The sequence below is a fragment of the Magnetospirillum sp. ME-1 genome (genome assembly GCF_002105535.1).
Classification (GTDB): Bacteria; Pseudomonadota; Alphaproteobacteria; order Rhodospirillales; family Magnetospirillaceae; genus Phaeospirillum.
The window spans coordinates 1,854,945-1,872,069 of the sequence record NZ_CP015848.1; the positions used below are offsets into that span (position 1 = coordinate 1,854,945).

General features: G+C 66.6%; 13 protein-coding genes. 5 read left to right on the top strand and 8 right to left on the bottom strand.

The window, feature by feature from the left end; genetic code table 11:
* Positions 1-2 precede the first annotated feature (2 nt).
* Positions 3-3,611 carry a tetratricopeptide repeat protein gene (locus tag WV31_RS08695; RefSeq protein WP_085373177.1) on the top strand — a complete coding sequence of 1,203 codons (3,609 nt, stop codon included), beginning with the start codon at positions 3-5 and terminating at the stop codon, positions 3,609-3,611.
* On the opposite strand, the gene WV31_RS08700 is transcribed toward WV31_RS08695, so the two are convergent.
* The 4 genes from WV31_RS08700 to WV31_RS08715 form a co-directional block, all read right to left on the bottom strand.
* Positions 3,606-5,144, bottom strand: coding sequence for a SpoVR family protein (locus WV31_RS08700; RefSeq protein WP_085373178.1), 1,539 nt, complete (start codon positions 5,142-5,144; stop codon positions 3,606-3,608). The two genes, WV31_RS08695 and WV31_RS08700, sit on opposite strands and share 6 nt — an antisense overlap.
* Positions 5,141-6,460 (bottom strand): YeaH/YhbH family protein, encoded by a 1,320-nt coding sequence (locus tag WV31_RS08705; protein WP_085373179.1) that lies wholly within the window; start codon positions 6,458-6,460, stop codon positions 5,141-5,143. The genes WV31_RS08700 and WV31_RS08705 overlap by 4 nt, the downstream gene beginning before the upstream one ends.
* Positions 6,461-6,485: 25 nt before the next feature.
* Positions 6,486-8,432, bottom strand: a complete 1,947-nt coding sequence (locus WV31_RS08710; RefSeq protein WP_085373180.1) for a PrkA family serine protein kinase — start codon at positions 8,430-8,432, stop codon at positions 6,486-6,488.
* A gap of 325 nt (positions 8,433-8,757) precedes the next feature.
* Complete coding sequence (locus WV31_RS08715) at positions 8,758-9,192, bottom strand: hypothetical protein (protein ID WP_145980783.1); 435 nt, start codon at positions 9,190-9,192, stop codon at positions 8,758-8,760.
* Between the two features lie 143 nt (positions 9,193-9,335).
* Here WV31_RS08715 and WV31_RS08720 point away from each other — a divergent pair, with 143 nt between their 5' ends.
* Positions 9,336-10,646, top strand: a complete 1,311-nt coding sequence (locus WV31_RS08720; RefSeq protein ID WP_085373182.1) for a hemolysin family protein — start codon at positions 9,336-9,338, stop codon at positions 10,644-10,646.
* 18 nt (positions 10,647-10,664) lie between these two features.
* Here WV31_RS08720 and WV31_RS08725 read toward each other — a convergent pair whose 3' ends face one another.
* On the bottom strand, positions 10,665-11,372 hold the full coding sequence (locus tag WV31_RS08725) for an SDR family oxidoreductase (protein ID WP_085373183.1): 708 nt from the start codon (positions 11,370-11,372) through the stop codon (positions 10,665-10,667).
* A 151-nt stretch (positions 11,373-11,523) separates the two neighbouring features.
* Between WV31_RS08725 and WV31_RS08730 the strand changes: the two genes are divergently transcribed.
* From WV31_RS08730 to hepT, 3 genes are all read left to right on the top strand, one after another.
* A complete protein-coding gene (locus tag WV31_RS08730; RefSeq protein WP_085373184.1) occupies positions 11,524-12,504 on the top strand; it encodes a GNAT family N-acetyltransferase in 981 nt (326 codons plus the stop codon).
* Positions 12,505-12,694: 190 nt separating this feature from the next.
* Entirely contained in the window at positions 12,695-13,090 is a 396-nt protein-coding gene (mntA, locus tag WV31_RS08735; RefSeq protein WP_085373185.1) for a type VII toxin-antitoxin system MntA family adenylyltransferase antitoxin, read from the top strand.
* Positions 13,080-13,511, top strand: a complete 432-nt coding sequence (gene hepT / locus WV31_RS08740; protein WP_085373186.1) for a type VII toxin-antitoxin system HepT family RNase toxin — start codon at positions 13,080-13,082, stop codon at positions 13,509-13,511. Before mntA ends, hepT begins: the two co-directional genes overlap by 11 nt.
* Positions 13,512-13,798: 287 nt before the next feature.
* On the opposite strand, the gene WV31_RS08745 is transcribed toward hepT, so the two are convergent.
* From WV31_RS08745 to WV31_RS08755, 3 genes are read right to left on the bottom strand one after another with little or no spacing between them, the layout of a single operon-like run.
* Positions 13,799-14,317, bottom strand: a complete 519-nt coding sequence (locus WV31_RS08745) for a ferritin-like domain-containing protein (RefSeq protein ID WP_237051553.1) — start codon at positions 14,315-14,317, stop codon at positions 13,799-13,801.
* A complete protein-coding gene (locus WV31_RS08750) occupies positions 14,314-15,153 on the bottom strand; it encodes a 2-oxoacid:ferredoxin oxidoreductase subunit beta (RefSeq protein ID WP_085373188.1) in 840 nt (279 codons plus the stop codon). Before WV31_RS08750 ends, WV31_RS08745 begins: the two co-directional genes overlap by 4 nt.
* A 3-nt stretch (positions 15,154-15,156) precedes the next feature.
* Positions 15,157-16,893, bottom strand: coding sequence for a 2-oxoacid:acceptor oxidoreductase subunit alpha (locus WV31_RS08755; RefSeq protein WP_145980784.1), 1,737 nt, complete (start codon positions 16,891-16,893; stop codon positions 15,157-15,159).
* Positions 16,894-17,125: the final 232 nt, after the last annotated feature.

Sequence of the window (17,125 nt, forward strand, 5' to 3'; positions counted from 1 at the left end):
CCATGAGCGAAATCGAAGATCTCGATTTGGAATTCTCCGACCTTTCCGAGCACTCGGCGGTCATCGATACGCTATGGCAGGAAGCCGCCGTCGCCCGGCGCTACGGCGACATGGACCCGGCGCTGGAAGCCTATCGCCGCATCATCGAACTCGATCCCAGCCATTCCGAGGCGCGTCTGGCGGCGGCCGAAACCTCCCGGCTGGCCGGACGGCCGCGCGACGCGCTGCGCTTCTGCCTGGAGCTGCTGGAGATGGACCGCCAGCACCTGGGCTGCCGCCTGGAACTGGCCGAGGCGCTGCGCCAGCTCAACCAGCCCGACGAATCCCACGCCATCATCGATATCCTGCTGATGGAACGCCCCGAGTCCGTCGCCGTATGGTGCGGCCTGGCCCGCCTGCTGGCCGACGAGGGGCGCCTGGCCGGGGCCGAGGCCACCTTGCGCCGGGCGCTTCGCCTCAATCCGGGGCACGGCCCGGCCTGGGCGGCGCTGGGCCGGGTGCTGGCCCGCCGGGGCGAGCCGGAAGCGGCGCTGGACGCCTTCCACGCCGCCGTCATCTTGGAGCCCGAGCAGCCGGGACATCGGGTGAGCCTGGCCGAGACCCTGATGGATCTTGGCCGCATCGACGAGGCCGCCGCCCCCATCTCCCACGCCCTGGTCCTTGATGACGAGGATGCGCCGGCCCGCCTCGCCCATTCCCGCCTGCTGATGCTGAACGGCCGGATGGCCGAATCCTGGGAAAACGCCCAGTGGCGCCACCGGCTGCCCGGCGCCCCCCGCCCGCCGTTTCCCGCCGCTCCGTGGGAAGGCCAGGATCTGGACGGCGCCAGCCTGCTGCTCTACGCGGAATCAGGCCTGTCCGACACCTTGATGATGGCCCGCTTCATCCCCGTCCTGGCCGGACGGGGAGCGGTCATCACCTTGCTGGTCCAGCCCGAACTAGTCCCGCTTCTGGAAACCATGGGGGGCGTGGCGCGCGCCCTGCCGCTCGGGCCTCCCCTGCCCCACGATTTCACGGCCGATTATGTCGCCTCCCTGGAGGACCTGCCCTGGCTGCTGCGGGTCGAGGCTGAGTCCATTTCCGCCGCCCCCTATCTGGCCGCGCCGCGCGGCCGCATCCGCCGCATCCGGGTGCCGGCCTCCACCCTGGTCAAGGTCGGCATCGCCTGGGGAGCGGAGCGCCCGGCCGATCGCCTGGATTTCGGGCGCGTGCTCGATCTGGCCACGGTGCCGGGGACCCTGCTGTTCTCGCTCGAGACCGGACCGGGGGCGGCCGAGGCGCGCGAGCGGGCCGACCCCGGCCTGATCACCGATCTGGCACCGACCGTCGCCGATTACGCCGATCTGGCCGGGCGCATCGCCGAGATGGATCTGGTGGTCGCCGCCGACGGTCCCGCCGCCCATCTGGCCGCCGCCATGGGCAAGCCGGTCCTGCTGCTGCTGCCCCACGCCGCCCATGCCCGCTGGCTGCGTGGCGGCGACGTTTCGCCCTGGTATCCCGGCCTGTGCCTGCTGCGCCAGCCGATGCCGGGCCAGTGGGACGCTCCGCTGGCCGAGGCCCGGCGACGCATGGAGATGCTGGCCCAGATCACCGCCGAGCGCCACGAGCAGCAGCGCCGGCGCGCCATGGGAACCGACGCCGCCATGGAGGCGTTCCTGGCCGCCCATCTCGCCCCCGGCGATCTGCTGCTGGAGGTGGGGGCGGGCAACGGCGACCATGTCTTCCAGTCCGTGGGCCATTGCCCGGACTTGCTGGTCATCGCCCTGGAACCGTCGCCCACCGATGCCGACATTCTGCGCGACAGCCTCGCCATCGCCGGGCTGGAGGAGCAGGTGGAGGTGATCGCCGCCGCCGCCGGCGCCGGAGAGGGCCACGCCCTGGCGTCGCGCCAGCCCAGGGGCGGCGCCCGCGTCTTCGCCCTGCCCGACTGGGTCCCGGCCCCCACGCCGGTGCGTCCGCTGGCCGCCCTTCTGGACGAGCGGCCGCATCTGGCCCAATGCCGGATCGTCGCGCGGCTGGGACAGGCCGGCTGGGAAGAGTCCGTGGTCAGCGGCCTCGCCGGTCGCGCCGCCATCGTCGTCTTCGAGCATCGGAACGGATCGGCCGCCGCCGACAGCCTCGCCCAGGCGGGATACGGGCTGTGGCGCTTTGCCGAGGAGATGGCGTGCGGCTCGCTGGTCCCCTTCGACGGCAGCCCCGGGCCCGTCCTGGCCCTGGTTTCCGGCCTCGCCCCGAAAGCCCATTACGGCGCCTCCGCCTTGCCGCCCTCGCCGGCACTGGTGGAGGCCGAGGCGGCGCGGGCTACCCAAGCCGCCAGTACGGGCCCTGCCCAGCAGGCGGCGGGGCGGGTGGATGAGGCCGCCCGCCGGTACGGCGAAGCCCTGGCCATCGATCCCCTCTGTGCCATGGCCAACGCCAATCTGGCGGTGATTCAGCATATGGCGGGCAAGACCGAGGCCGCCATCGCCGGCTTTACCCGCGCCCTGGGCCGCACCGGCCACCCGGCGATCATGGCCAATCTGGCCGGTGTGCTGAGGCAGGCGAGCCACTTCACCGAGGCCGACGGATTGCTGAAAGCGGCCATGGACGCCGGCCGCGAAAGCCCGGACCTGCTCCACAACCTCGCCAAGCTGCGCCGCGACCAGGGCCGCCTGGAGGAGGCGGAAGCCCTGGTCCGGCGGCTGCTCTCCACGGCCCCCCATCTTCCCGGCCTGAATTGGGTGCTGGGGCAAGTGCTGCTGGGCGCCGGCAGGCTGGATGAGGGCCTGGCCCTGCTGGCCCACCGGCCCGCATCCCCCAGCCGGGCACCGGACCTGCCGCAATGGGACGGAGGCGAGATCATCGCCACCGCCTTGCTGGTGGAGGCGGCGGGCGACGTCTCGGACTCCCTGCTGCTGGCCCGCTACCTTCCCCTTCTGGCGGCCAGGGGAGCGCTGATCACCATCGCCTGCCCCGATGAGCTTGCGCCTCTGCTGGCCGAGTTGCCGGGCGTCGAGCAGGCGGTGGGCGAGGACGATCCGCTGCCCCCCTGCTCCCTTCGCACCAGTCTGACCGCCCTTCCCGGCCTGCTGGGCGTGAGCGACGCCGCCACGCCTTCGGGCTCGGGCGGCTATCTGGTGGCCGGTCGCGGCCGGCGCGTGTCGCGCGACAACCGGTTGCGGGTGGGGCTGACCTGGGGCGGCCGCAAGGCGGAGCGGAACTGCCCGCTGGGCGAGATGCTGAACCTGGGGACCGATCCCGCCGTCTCGCTGCTCGCCCTGGCCGATGAGGACGACCTGGACCGCATCGGGGCGGACGGCGCCGACTCCTTGGTGGAACGCCCCATTCCCCAGCCGGCCGATCTGGCGGAAATGGCGGCGCTGATCGCGGGGCTGGACGTGGTGGTGGGCGGCGACACCGTGCAGTTGCACCTGGCCGCGTCCCTGGGCAAGCCCGTCATCGCCCTGGCCCCCCAAGGCTTCGACTGGCGCTGGCCTTCGGGGCGGGAAGACAGCCCCTGGTATCCGTCGGTCCGGGTGTTCCGCGCCGATGGATCGGGGTCCTGGCGTCCCGCTCTTCGCAGGGTGGCCGAGGTCCTGGCGGTGATGGCGGAGAGGAAGGCGCGCCTATAGCTCGGCGGCCGGCGCCACGTCCTCGTAGGTCTTCAAGACCACGTCGGTACCGGATTCGATCTCCAGCAGCCGTACCTCGTAACCCCACAGATTGGCGATGTGACGCAATACCCGGATGGTCTCGGCCTCGTCCAGCATCAGGCCGTTCTCGACGAAGTGATGCAGGATCAGGCGGCGGTCGCCGGCCAGGTCCACGTCGACGATCTGGATGTCGGGCTCCAGGTGGGCGATGTCGTAATTGCGCGCCAGGGCCTTTCTCACCTCGCGATAGCCGCGCTCGTTGTGGATGGCCGCCACCTCCATGTGGGGCGATTCGGATTCGTCGTGGATCTTGAACAGCCGCAATTTACGGATCAAAGCCGGCGACAGATATTGCAGGATGAAGCTTTCGTCGCGGTAATCGGCCCAGGCTTGCCGTAGCGTGCCGTAAGGGTCCTTGTTGCCGGCGAAGTCGGGAAACCAGGTCCGGTCCTCCTCGGTGGGCTCCTCGCACATGCGCTTGATGTCGTTCATCATGGCGAAGCCCAGCGCATAGGGGTTGATGCCGGAATAGCGCCGGTCGTCGAAATCGGGCTGGAACACCACGGATGTGTGGGAATGCAGGATTTCCAGCATGGCCCCGTCCGACAGCATGCCCATCTCGTGCAGACGGTTGACGATGGTGTAATGGGTGAAGGTGGCGCAGCCCTCGTTCATCATCTTGGTCTGCTTCTGGGGATAGAAGTACTGGCTGATCTTGCGCACGATGCGGATGATCTCGCGCTGCCAGTCGGCCAGCCTGGGCGCCAGCTTTTCCAGGAAATAGAGGATGTTTTCCTCGGGCAACCCTAAGCGCCGCTTGCGTTCGGCCAGCTCCTGCGAGCCCATCTTGGCCGCCGCCTTCTTCGGCACCGTGCGCCACAGATCGTTGAACATCTGCTCCTGATAGGCGCGGCGCTCGGCGGCCCGCTTTTCCTCGTCGCGCAGGTCGGGAGTGCGCTTCCGGGGGTATTTATGCACCCCGTGGCTCATCAGGGCGTGGGCGGCGTCCAGCACGCGCTCCACCGCCGCATGGCCGTGGCGCTCCTCGCACTTGGCGATATAGCTCTTGGCGAACTCCATGTAGTCGAGGATACCGCGGGCGTCGGTCCACTGCTTGAACAGGGTGTTGTTGGCGAAGAAGTGGTTGTGGCCGAAGGCGGCGTGGGCGATCACCAGGGTCTGCATGGCCATGGAATTCTCTTCCATGATGTAGCTGATGCAGGGGCTGGAATTGATGACGATCTCGTAGGCCAGACCGCGCATGCCCTTGCGGTAGAGAGTCTCGTCGCGGGCGAAATGCTTGCCGAACGACCAGTGCTTGTACATCAAGGGCATGCCGATGGAGGAATAGGCGTCCAGCATCTGCTCGGCGGTGATCACCTCGATCTGGTTGGGATAGGTGACGAGGCCCATCTCGCCCTTGGCGATCTTCTCGATGGCGTCGTAGGCCCGTTGCACCTTCTCGAAATCCCAATCGGCGCCGGTGAACAGGAGTTGGGAGGAATCGCTCATGATTCGGCCTCCTCCCCGCCCGACCAGGCGGCGTTGTCGCCCCGTTCCCTGGCGAACAGGTCGCGGAACACCGGGAAGATCTGGCTCCTGACCCGCACCCGGCGCATGGCGAAGTTGTCGGCGGTCTTGGCCACCTCCTTGTAGGTGCGCCACAGGTCCGAATCGCGGCCCAGCCAGTCCTTGTACTCGGCGCCGACCTCGATATAGGCGAAGTACTGGGTGGCGGGCAGGATCACGTCTTCCAGCAGCCCGGCGGTCTTGGCGTTGTCCGACGAGGTGTTGTCGCCGTCCGAGGCCTGGGCGCAATAGATGTTCCAGTCGGCCGGCGAATAGCGGTCGGCGATCACCTTGTGCATTTCCTCCAGCGCGGTGGACACCACGGTGCCGCCGGTCTCGGTGGAATAGAAGAAGGTGTCCTCGTCCACCTCCTCGGCCTCGTGGGTGTGGCGGATGAACACCACGTCCACGTTGCGGTAGCGCCGGGTCAGGAACAGGTAGAGCAGCATGAAAAAGCGCTTGGCCAGATCCTTCATGTGCTCGGTCATGGAGCCCGACACGTCCATCAGGCAGAACATCACCGCCTGGGTCACCGGCTTTGGCACATGCTCGAAGCGGGAATAGCGCACGTCCAGCGGGTCGATATAGGGAATGCGCCGCGACTTGGCCACCAACCGGTCGAACTCCACGCGCAGTTGGGAGAGGCGTTCGGGATCGGCGCCCGATTCCTCCAGCGCCCTGATCTCGTCCTCCAGTTCCTTCAATTCGGCGGGCTTGGGCCTGTTCAGCGCGATGCGGCGCGACAGCGAGTTGCGCATGGTGCGCACCACGTTGAGATTGGCCGGCGAGCCGGTGACCGAGTAGCCCGCCCGAGTCGGCGTGGTGGATTCGGTCTGCTTCAGCTTCTTCTTGACCAGATCGGGCAGTTCCAGATCGTCGAGGAAGATGTCGAGGAACTCGTCTCTGGACAGCACGAAGGCGAAGTCGTCCTGGCCCTCGCCATCGGGGCTGCCTTCCGAGCCGCCGCCCTCGCCGCCCTCGGGGTCGGGCTTCTTGATGCGGTCGCCCTCGACGAAATCCTTGTTGCCGGGCACCACGTAGTCACGGATGCCGCCCTCGCCGGCGCGGCGGAAGCTGGGTTCGCGCAAGCCGTCGGCGGGGATGGAGATCTTTTCGCCGTTGGCAATGTCCTGGATGGAGCGCGAGCCCGAGGCGTCGCGCACCGCCTTGACGATCTGGGCACGGGCGCGGCGCAAGAACCTCTGCCGGTTGGCGAGGCTCTTGCCCTTGGGATTGAGGCGTCTGTCGATGATGTTCATCGGCCGCTTCCCTTGCCCTGTTACGTTAACCCGCCTGCTTCACCCGCATGTACCATTCCACCAGCCGGCGGACCTGGCGCTCGGTGTAGCCGCGGCTCATCATGCGCTCGACGAATTCCGAGTGCTTCTTCTCGGAGTCGGAGTCCTTTTTGGACCCGAAGCTGATCACCGGCAGCAATTCCTCCACCTGGCTGAACATGCGGCGCTCGATCACTTCCCTGATCTTCTCGTAGGAGGTCCAGGACGGCGACTTGCCGCCGTTGGCTGCGCGCGAGCGCAGCGCGAACTTGACCACCTCGTTGCGGAAATCCTTGGGGTTGGCGATGCCGGCGGGCTTTTCGATCTTGGACAGTTCCTGGTTCAGCAGATCACGGTTCAAGAGCTGGCCGGTATCGGGGTCCTTGAAGTCCTGGTCCTCGATCCAGGCGTCGGCGTAATCCACGTAGCGGTCGAACAGGTTCTGGCCGTAATCGTGATAGCTCTCGAGATAGGCCTTCTGGATCTCGTTGCCGATGAACTCGGCATAGCGCGGCGCCAGTTCGCCCTTGATGAACTCCAGGTACTTCTTCTCGGTCTCCTCGGGGAACTGTTCGCGCCGGATGGATTGTTCCAGCACATACATCAGATGCACGGGATCGGCCGAGACCTCGTGGGTGTCGTAATTGTAGGTGGACGACAGCACCTTGAAGGCGAAGCGGGTCGAGATGCCGTCCATGCCCTCGTCCACGCCGGCCGCGTCCTTGTACTCCTGCATGGGCTTGGCCTTGGGGTCGGTCTCCTTGACGTTCTCTCCGTCATAGACCCGCATCTTGGAATAGAGGTTGGAATTCTCGTGCTCCTTGAGGCGCGACAGCACCGAGAAGCGCGACAGCATCTCCAGCGTGCCCGGCGCGCAAGGGGCGTCCACCAGTTCCGAGGTGTCGATCAGCTTGTCGTAGATCTTCAGCTCCTCGGTGACCCTGAGGCAGTACGGAACCTTGATGACGCAGATGCGGTCGATGAAGGCCTCGTTGTTGCGGTTGTTCTTGAAGGTCTGCCACTCGGCCTCGTTGGAATGGGCCAGAACGGTGCCGAGGAACGGCATGGCACCGATGTTCTCGGAGCCGATGTAATTGCTTTCCTGCGTGGCGGTGAGCAGCGGATGCAGCATCTTGATGGGGGCCTTGAACATCTCGACGAATTCGAGAAGGCCCTGGGTGCAGCGGTTGAGCCCGCCCGAGAAGGAATAGGCGTCGGGGTCGTTCTGGCTGAACATCTCCAGCTTGCGGATGTCCACCTTGCCCACCAGGGTCGAGATGTCCTGGTTGTTCTCGTCGCCCGGCTCGGCCTTGGAGACGGCGATCTGCTTTAAGCGCGAGGGATAGATCTTGGCGACCTTGAACTTGGAGATGTCGCCGCCGAATTCCTCCAGCCGTTTGACCGCCCAGGGGCTCATCAGCCCGGGCAGGCGGCGCTTCGGAATGCCGTACTTGTCCAGCAGGACCGGCCCCATGCCCTCGGGATCGAACAGACCCAGCGGGCTTTCGAACAGGGGGCTGATCTCCTTGCCGGCCTTCAGCACATAGATGGGGTAGACCTCCATCAGCGCCTTCAGCTTCTCGGCCAGGGACGACTTGCCGCCGCCCACCGGCCCCAGCAGGTAGAGGATCTGCTTACGCTCCTCCAGCCCCTGCGCCGCATGGCGGAAGTAGCCGACGATGCGCTCGATGGTCTCCTCCATCCCGTAGAATTCCGAGAAGGCGGGGTAGACCTTGATGGTGCGGTTCATGAACACCCGGGACAGCCTGGCGTCCTTGGCGGTGTCGATGACCTCGGGCTCGCCGATGGCGGCGATCATCCGCTCGGCCGCCGAGGCGTACATCATGGGGTCGTCGCGGCAGCCTTCCAGGTATTCCAGAAGGCTGAGTTCCACGTCCTTGCGACCCTCGTAGGCTCGCGAGTACCGGGTGAAGATATCGTCATTGCTGGGCATATCGTCACTCCATCGAAGAGGGTCAGACCGATCACTTCCTTATGTTTGGATCATCGCGGCGGAATTCATCAGGGGAGATGGAGAATTTCCGCGAACCTGTCATGCGTGCGCGAGAAATCGGCACGAGCATTGGGGCCATTCGGCCCGACAAGGTTGTATCGGAGACGGAAGACCACATGGCGTCATCCTTTCGCCTGCTTCCCATCACCACCACTCTAGCGAATGGTTCTTAACAAAATCCTTTGCTTCCCCTTGCCCCCCAACAGCAAAAGGGCCATCCCGGCATGATCAGGATGGCCCCGCTTTGTGGCGAATATGTGGAAGGCTAGCGGACGTTGATGGTGAACTCGTGCCGGTAGAACATGCCGCTGGCCATCACCGTATCCAGCACCATGCGATCGGCGCCGGTGAAGCCCGCCTCGGACTGATAGAAAATCAGCACGGCGGGAACCTTGCGGTCATTGCAGCGGACGCGGACATTGTCCTTGTCGAAATCGGGATAAGCCTCGCCGTTCTCGACGATCACCTGGCCATGCTCGGGCTCGGTCACCACCGTCGCCTTGGACAAGCCCATGCTGGAGCAGTCGGGGTTGATGGCCAGGTAGCTGCGGATGTACTGCTTCGTCCCGCTCATGGCGCCCTTGACGTAGGTGGCGGTGATGCTGGGCGAGGACTTGGCCGTCTCATCCGCCCATGACGGGCCGGGGCAGGCCCCCAACACGATACCGCACGCGGCCATCGCCGTAATCCGCAACCCCATGATCGCCCCCTGCCGAAATGTCATTCCCTCGACGGTAGACCGAAATCAGGTCAGCGGCAATCACCTCGGATTGCGCGCGCCCTCGGGACTTGGGGCGGAGAAACCATGGTTGCCCCGGCGGAAGAATAGGGCATCATCCAGTGATGCGAATCGCTTTTGAAATCACCGTGATCATCGCCCTGGTCTGCCTCAACGGCTGGTTCGCCATGTCGGAACTGGCCATCGTCTCGGCGCGCCGCGCCCGGCTGGCGGCCCGCGCCGCCGAAGGCTCCAAGGGTGCCCAGGCCGCCCTGCTGCTGGCCGACAACCCCACCCGCTTCCTGTCCTCGGTGCAGATCGGCATCACCCTGGTGGGCGTGCTGGCCGGCGCCTATTCCGGCGCCACCCTGGCCGAGCAGTTGGGAACCGCCATCGCGCTCCACTTCCCCATGGCGGCGGCCTTCGCGCCCGGTATCGCCATCGCCGTGGTGGTGGGCGCCATCACCTACGCCTCGCTGATCGTCGGCGAACTGGTGCCCAAGCACATCGCGCTGGCCGATCCCGAGGGCATGGCGGAAAAGGTGGCGCGCCCCATGGCCATGGTGGCCCGCCTGGCCTCGCCGCTGGTCTGGCTGCTGGAGGGCTCCAGCCATGCCGTGATCCGCATCCTGGGCATCCGCCGATCCGACGACCAGACGGTCACCGAGGAGGAAGTCCGCGCCATGATCGCCGAGGGCACCGAAAGCGGAGTCTTCGAGCCCGAGGAAGAAGAGATGATGTCGGGCGTCATGCGCTTCGGCGACCGCCGGGTGCGCGGCATCATGACGCCCAGGGCCGACATGACGTGGATCGACCTGGACTGGGAAGCGGACGAGATCATCCGGACTCTGCGCGATTGCCGCCACTCGCGCCTGCCCGTCTGCCGCGGCGGCATCGACGAGACCCAGGGGGTGGTCCAGGCCAAGGATCTGCTCAACGCCGCGCTGGACGGCCGCCCCCTCGACGTGGCGGCGGCGGTCAAGCCGCTGGCCGTAATCCACGATAACGCCCCGGCGCTCCATGTGCTCGACGTGCTGAAGCAGTCGGACATCCACATGGCCCTGGTGGTGGACGAGTACGGCGGCGTCGAAGGCATCGTCACCGCCGCCGACATCCTGGGCTCCATCCTCGGCACCCTGTCCGAGCACGGCGAGGAATATCAAGGAATCATCACCGAGCGCGAGGACGGCTCGTGGCTGGTGGACGGCGACATCGCCGTCGATCTGGCCGCCGAACGCCTGGGCTGCCGGGTGATGAAGGACGGTGGCGGCGACTACACCACCGCCGCCGGCTTCATGCTGTCACAGTTCCGCTCCATCCCCGAGGCAGGCGACCATTTCATCAAGGATGGCTGGCGGTTCGAGGTGGTGGACATGGACGGGCGGCGCATCGACAAGATCCTGGTGTCGCGCGACACCGAGACCCTGGGGATGTAGCCGCCCTCACCTCTCAGATCAGATGTACTGCCCCGAATCCACCTTGATCACCTCGCCGGTGATGCAGCGCGCCGCGTCCGACAGCAGGAACAGCACCGCGTTGGCAATGTCCGAGGTGTCGGGCAGGATGGTGAGCGCCGCTTCCGCCAGCGCCTTGTCGCGGAACTGCTGGTCCAGCTTCAAGGTCATCTCGGTCAGCACCATGCCGGGCGCCACGGCGTTGCAGGTGACGCCCTTGGGGCCCAGCTCCTTGGCCGCCGTCTTGGTCAGGCCGACCATGCCGGCCTTGGAGGCGGCATAGTTGCCCTGCCCCATCTTGCCGCGCAGGCCGTTGATGGAGATCATGTTGACGATGCGCCCGACGCCCGCCTGCACCATGCCCGGCCCGGCAGCGCGGATGGTGTTGAAGGCGCTGGTGAGGTTGACGTTGATCACCGCCCCCCATTCCTCGTCGCTCATCTTCAACAGCGTGCGGTCGCGCGTGATGCCGGCATTGTTGACCAGCAGGTGAACCGGCTTGCCGATCCGTGCAAAGGCGGCATTCACCGATTCGGAGTTGGACACGTCCACCGCATGCGCCGTCATGCCCTTGGGCAGGTCCCCGGTCTCGCGGTCGAAGACATGCACCTCGGCCCCTCCGGCCAGCAGACCGTCGGCGATGGTGCGCCCGATTCCGCGCATTCCGCCGGTGACCACCGCCACCCGTCCAGGAAACTCCCACTTCATGACACGCTCCTCTTGACCGCCGATTTGATTTCGGTATTATAGTACCGAATTATTCATTTAACAGGGTACCGCCCGCCAAGGGAAGCCGTCAAGTGCCGGCTCCCGCCCAAACCAGACCGGTGGACCCACGAGAGGGGAGGTTCGCGAGTTCATGAGCACCACCATCCGCGACATCGCTGCCGCCGACCTGGAGCGCGTTATCGAGCTGGATCGCCGTCTGACCGGCAAGCCGCGTCGTAACTACCACGAGAAGCGCATGGCGGCCTTCACCGCCGACCCGGCCAGCTTCGTCACCCTGGCCGCCGCCGACGGCCCGGTTCTCAAGGGCTATGCCTATGCCCACATCCTGGACGGCGAATTCGGCGGCTCGGGCCCCGTGGGCGTGGTCGACACCATCGGCGTCGATCCCGACCAGCGCGGTCAGGGTCTCGGCCGCAAGCTGATGGCCGCCCTCGAGGACGCGCTGAAGAAGCGCGGCATCAAGGAAGTGGTCAGCCAGGCCGACTGGACCGAACACGGCATCACCCGCTTCTTCCAGTCCGCCGGCTTCGAACTGGCGCCCCGTCTGGTCCTCGAGCGCACCACCGACAACGTCTCGGATTTCGAGGCCCCCCTGGCCACCCAGGTGCGCGACAGCGACGAAGTGGACCTGTCCGACCCCTCCGGCGACGACTACGCCGCCCTGTCGCGCGACCGCATCCCCGTGCGCTCGCTGACCGAGGCCGATTATCCCTTCATCGTCTCGGTGGACCGCAAGGTCTCGCGCCGTGACCGCTCGGCCTACTACAAGCGCAAGATCGCCGAGGTGACCAAGGAATCCGGCGTCCGCGTCTCCCTGGTCGCCGAGATCGACGGCCAGTTCGCCGGCTTCGTCATGGCCCGCACCGAATTCGGCGAATTCGGCCGCGCCCAGTCCACCGCCGTGCTCGACACCATCGGCGTCGATCCCGCCTATGCCCGCCACAGCGTCGGCCGCGCCCTGATGAGCCAGCTGCTCACCAACCTGGCCTCGCTCGGCGTCGAGAAGGTCCAGACCCAGCTGGCCTGGGACAGCTTCAGCCTGATGGGCTTCCTCAATCGCTGCGGCTTCAAGCCCTCCCAGCGCCTCATCTTCCAGCGCCGGCTCGGGTAACCCTCCCCTGCCGCACTCGGCGGGTCGCCCTTCCCGTTCCCGACCCGCCCGAAAGGGGCCGGAGATTGCCCGATCTCCGGCCCCGCTTCCGTTTGGGGACTAGGTAAGAAGGAAAGAGGTGCGAAGGGACTCGTCCCTTCGCGCATCCCGGTCCTTTTGAATTAACCGGGGACGCGATATCCTCTTTCCCATGAAGGACATCGCCATCATCGAGGCTCTGCAAGCCGCCCTGCCCGCCGCCCAGGCCCTGTACCTGTTCGGCAGCCGCGCCGAGGGCAGCCATGGCGAGAACAGCGACCTCGACCTCGCCGTCCTGCACCCCTCGCCCCTTGACCCGGTGCGCGTGTGGGAAGCCGGCGAAGCCATCGCCCGCCGTCTCGACATCGACGTGGACCTCGTCGACCTGCGCGCCGCCAGTACCGTGATGCAGCACCAGATCATCACCACCGGACGCCGCCTGTTCGCCCTGAACGGCGAAGCAGAGCGCTACGAACTCTTCATCCTGTCCGAAATGATGGACTTCAACGAAGCCCGCGCCCCCCTCATCGCCGACATCCAACGGGAAGGCCGCGTCCATGGCCGATGACGTCCTCCTCAACAAAGCCGCCACCATCGAGCGCTGCGTCGCCCGCGCCGCCCAAGAATTCGCCAAGGACCCCGCCACCTTCGCCGCCGACTTCACCCGCCAGGACGCCGCCATCCTCAATATCCAGCGCGCCTGCGAAGCCTGCCTCGACATGGGCCACGCCATCATCCGCCGCCAACGCCTCGGCATCCCCCAAAGTGCGCGCGACGTCTTCACCCTGCTGGCCAAGGCCGGATGGATCGACGACGATCTGGCCGAAAAACTCCAGCGCATGGTCGGCTTCCGCAACATCGCCGTCCACGACTACCAGGCCTTGTCGCTGCCCATCACCATCGCGGTCATCGAACGCCACCTGGGCGATTTCACGACGTTCAGCGGGGCCGTGCTGGGGCGGATGGGCGAGGCTGGGAAAGAAGGATAAGGGTGCGAAGGGACGAGTCCCTTCGTATTCTTCCTGCGGGCGGAACGCGCGTCCCTTCTTCCAGCGGCTGCCGCCACGGCGTGAAAGATCCTTCGCTACGCTCAGGATGACAGGGGGGGGTGGGGAGAAAGGCGGAACCGCCTGCCTCGCCCTCTTGGTGTCCTTGGTGTCTTGGTGGTGAATCCGGCGGCCCCCGCTCAATAGAGCAGAGGAAGCCCCCTCCCCCGCCTCACCCAACGAAAAACGCCCCGCTCTGTCCGAGCGGGGCGTTTCCATGAATCAGGGGATCAGTCCCCGGCTTCCCAGTTGGGATCGTCGTCGTCGTCGTCCCAGTCGTCGGGGGGCACGGGGAGTTCGTCACGGCGGGATTGCATGGTGACGATGTGGCCTTTTTCCCGCTCCACCAGGCGGAGGGATTCGGCCCTCACCTCGGCGTGGGGGGAGTGTTCCGCCAGGGCGGAGAACAGGGCCAGGGTTTCGTGTTCGTGGCGGAGCGCCAGGTCGAAGGCGTGCCACGGCCACATCAGGTAGTGGACGGCATCGGGGTCGGCGATCTCGGGATCGTCTTCTCCCCACGGCACGGTCTCGGGTCGCGGGCCGATGGACGCGGGGAAGTCGGCGGCGTGCCGTTCCTCGATATCGGCCAGTTCCGCGAAGGCTTCGGCGGTGTCGGGGTTGTTGCACGACGCCTCGAACGCTTCGGCCAGTTCGCGGTAGCGCTCCGCCGAGCGCTCTTCCATCGCACGCGCGACGGACAGCAACTCGGCGGAGGTCTTCACCGCCCCATAATCAGGGGCACGGCTCAAAGGGTGAATTCCCGATCGAGATCGGACACCGCATTGGTCGCCTTCTTCTCCTTGCCATAGGCCGGACGGTTGCCGCGGTAGAGGATACCGCAGTTGTAGCCGTCGTCGGTCATCAGGCGGCGCGCCGCCTGGGCCGGATCGGTGGTCGGCTCGATGTTGACGTTGCGCATGGTGTTCTTCCACTCGCGCTGCTCTTCACGGAAGGTGATGCAGGGCGACATGATGGCAACGAACGAGAAGCCGGGATGGCGGATGGCTTCGGCGATGACCTGGGCGGTGCCGTTCGGATCGCCCGAGAAACCGCGGGCGATGAAGTTGGCGCCGGACGCCAGCGCGATGGCCAGCGGGTGGAACGGGGTCATGCCGGTGCCGCCGGGCGGGGCCATGGCCGAGGCGTCCCAATCCGACTCGGTGGTCGGCGAGGGCTGGCCCTTGGTCATGCCGTACACGCGGTTGTCCATGACGATATAGGTCAGGTCCACGTTGCGGCGGCAGGCGTGCAGGAAGTGGTTGCCGCCGATGGAGAAGCCGTCGCCGTCACCGCCGGCCACCAGCACGGTCAGGTCGGGGCGGGCCAGCTTGAGGCCCTGGCCGACCGCGAGAGCGCGACCGTGGATGGAGTGGATGCCGTAGGTGTTGGTGTAGGCCGGGATACGCGACGAGCAGCCGATGCCCGAGACCACCGAGGTCTCGTGCGGCTTGAGGCCCAGATCGGCGAACGCCTTGGTGATGGAGGACAGCACGGCATAGTCGCCGCAGCCCGGGCACCAGACCGGCTTGACGTCGGACTTGAAGTCCTTGGCGGTGTAGGTAGCGGAAGATTCGCAGCTGGACATGACTTACTTCCCCATCGACAGGAGGCGGGCGTGGATTTCACCGGGACGCATGGGCAGCGGACCGGAACGCGACAACGATTCCGGCTTCACCGGCAGATCGTATTCGCCACGCAGGTAACGGGTGAACTGGCCCTGATGGCTCTGCTCGACCACCAGGATCTTCTTGGCGCCCTTCAGCGCCTCGGCCAGATGCTTCGGCCGGGTGGGCGAGATCAGGCGCAGCGAGATCAGCTTGGCGTTGACGCCGTCGGCCTTGGCACGGGCGATGGCCTCGCGGGCGGCGCCGGTGCACGCACCCCAGGTGATGACGGCGATGTCGCCCTCACCCTCGATGGTGGCCCAATGGTTGCCGTAGTCGAACTGGTCCAGCTTCCGCTGGCGCTTGTCCAGCTGCATGGTGTGGTCGGCGGCCTGGGACGACGGAGTGCCGGTCTCGGTGTGCTCGAGGCCGTCCGAGGTGTACTGGCAGCCCGGCTGGCCGGGGACCGGCATGGGCGAAATGCCGTTGGCGGTGTTGGCGTAGCGCTTGAACACCTCACCCTCGGCAGGCGCCACGGCGGCGAGGCGCTTGCCCACGAAGGCCACGTCGGCGGGAACGTCGATGATGGCGCGGCTCTGGCCCAGGGCCTGGTCGCTCATCACCAGACAGGCGGTCTGCAGGCTTTCGGCCAGATAGACGCCCCACTGGGTGGTGAAGATGCAGTCGCCGACCGAATTGGCGGCCACCACCAGATGGGGGGCGTCGCCGTGCAGGCCGTAGACCGCGATGTTGAGGTCCGACTGCTCGCACTTGGTGGCGATGCCGGTGGAGGGACCGACGCGCTGCACGTCGACCACCACCACGGGGGTCTCGGAAGCCACGGCCAGGCCCAGGCCCTCGGTCATCAGCGCCAGGCCGGGACCGGCGGTGGCGGTGATGGAGGCTTCGCCGCCGTAGGAGGCGCCCAGGCACATGTTGATGGAGGCCAGCTCGTCCTCGGCCTGCACGAACACGCCGCCCACCTTGGGCAGGGCGCCGGACAGGTATTCCAGCACCTCGGTGGCCGGGGTGATGGGATAGGCGGCGCAGAAGCGCACGCCGCCGCGGATGGCGCCCAGGCCGGCGCCGTAATTGCCGGTGACGGTCCAGCGCTTGACGTCCTTGGCCTTGGCCGGAGCCAGGCGCTTGGCGCCGTCCAGGGTGGCGGCGGCGGCCGCGCCGGCCTTGACGCCGGCCACCGAAGCCTCGTAGGCGTCGGCGCGCTTCTTCTTCAGGGACTTGCCCAGCACCTCGGTCAGCGGGCCGACCGGAATGCCGATCAGCTCGGCGACGGCGCCGAGAGCGATCATGTTGGGACGGCCGCCGGGAATCTCCTTGGCCAGATCCTTCATGTGCAGGTGGACGATCTTGGCCCCGGTCTTGACGTAGACCTCGGGCACATCGCCGGCGGAGGGATCGCAGATCACCAGGGAGTTCTTCGACAGCGGCACCTCGGCGGCGAAGCGCTGAACGCCCTGCCAGTCGATGGCCAGCATGATGTCGAAGGTGTCGTCCACCGACGTGATGGGATCAACGCCCAGGCGCACCAGAGCCGCGGCCTCGCCGCCACGGATCTGCGGGCCGGAGGAGCGGCCGAAAAGCGCGTAGTAACCAGCCTCGGCGGCGGCGTCGAGGAACATGTTGGCGGCCGTCATCACGCCGGCGCCACCACTGCCGCACATCGCGATCGAGACAGACCCGAATCCGGAACTCGTCGTCATATTCTGTTTCCCCAGATGAGGCCCCCGAATTCCTTCGCAGTGGGCCTGGCCAGTGTTTAAGCCGCCCCCGCTCCCAAGCCTTGGACGGCTCGACATAAGGGGGATTACACACCGCTCGGAGAAAAGGGGCAGACCGTTTCCCCCACGCGGCTGAGACTAGGTGCATACCACCCATTTGGGTCGGACCACAAGCCCACATGCTGCGCTTGACGGCTAATTCGGTATTGTGGTA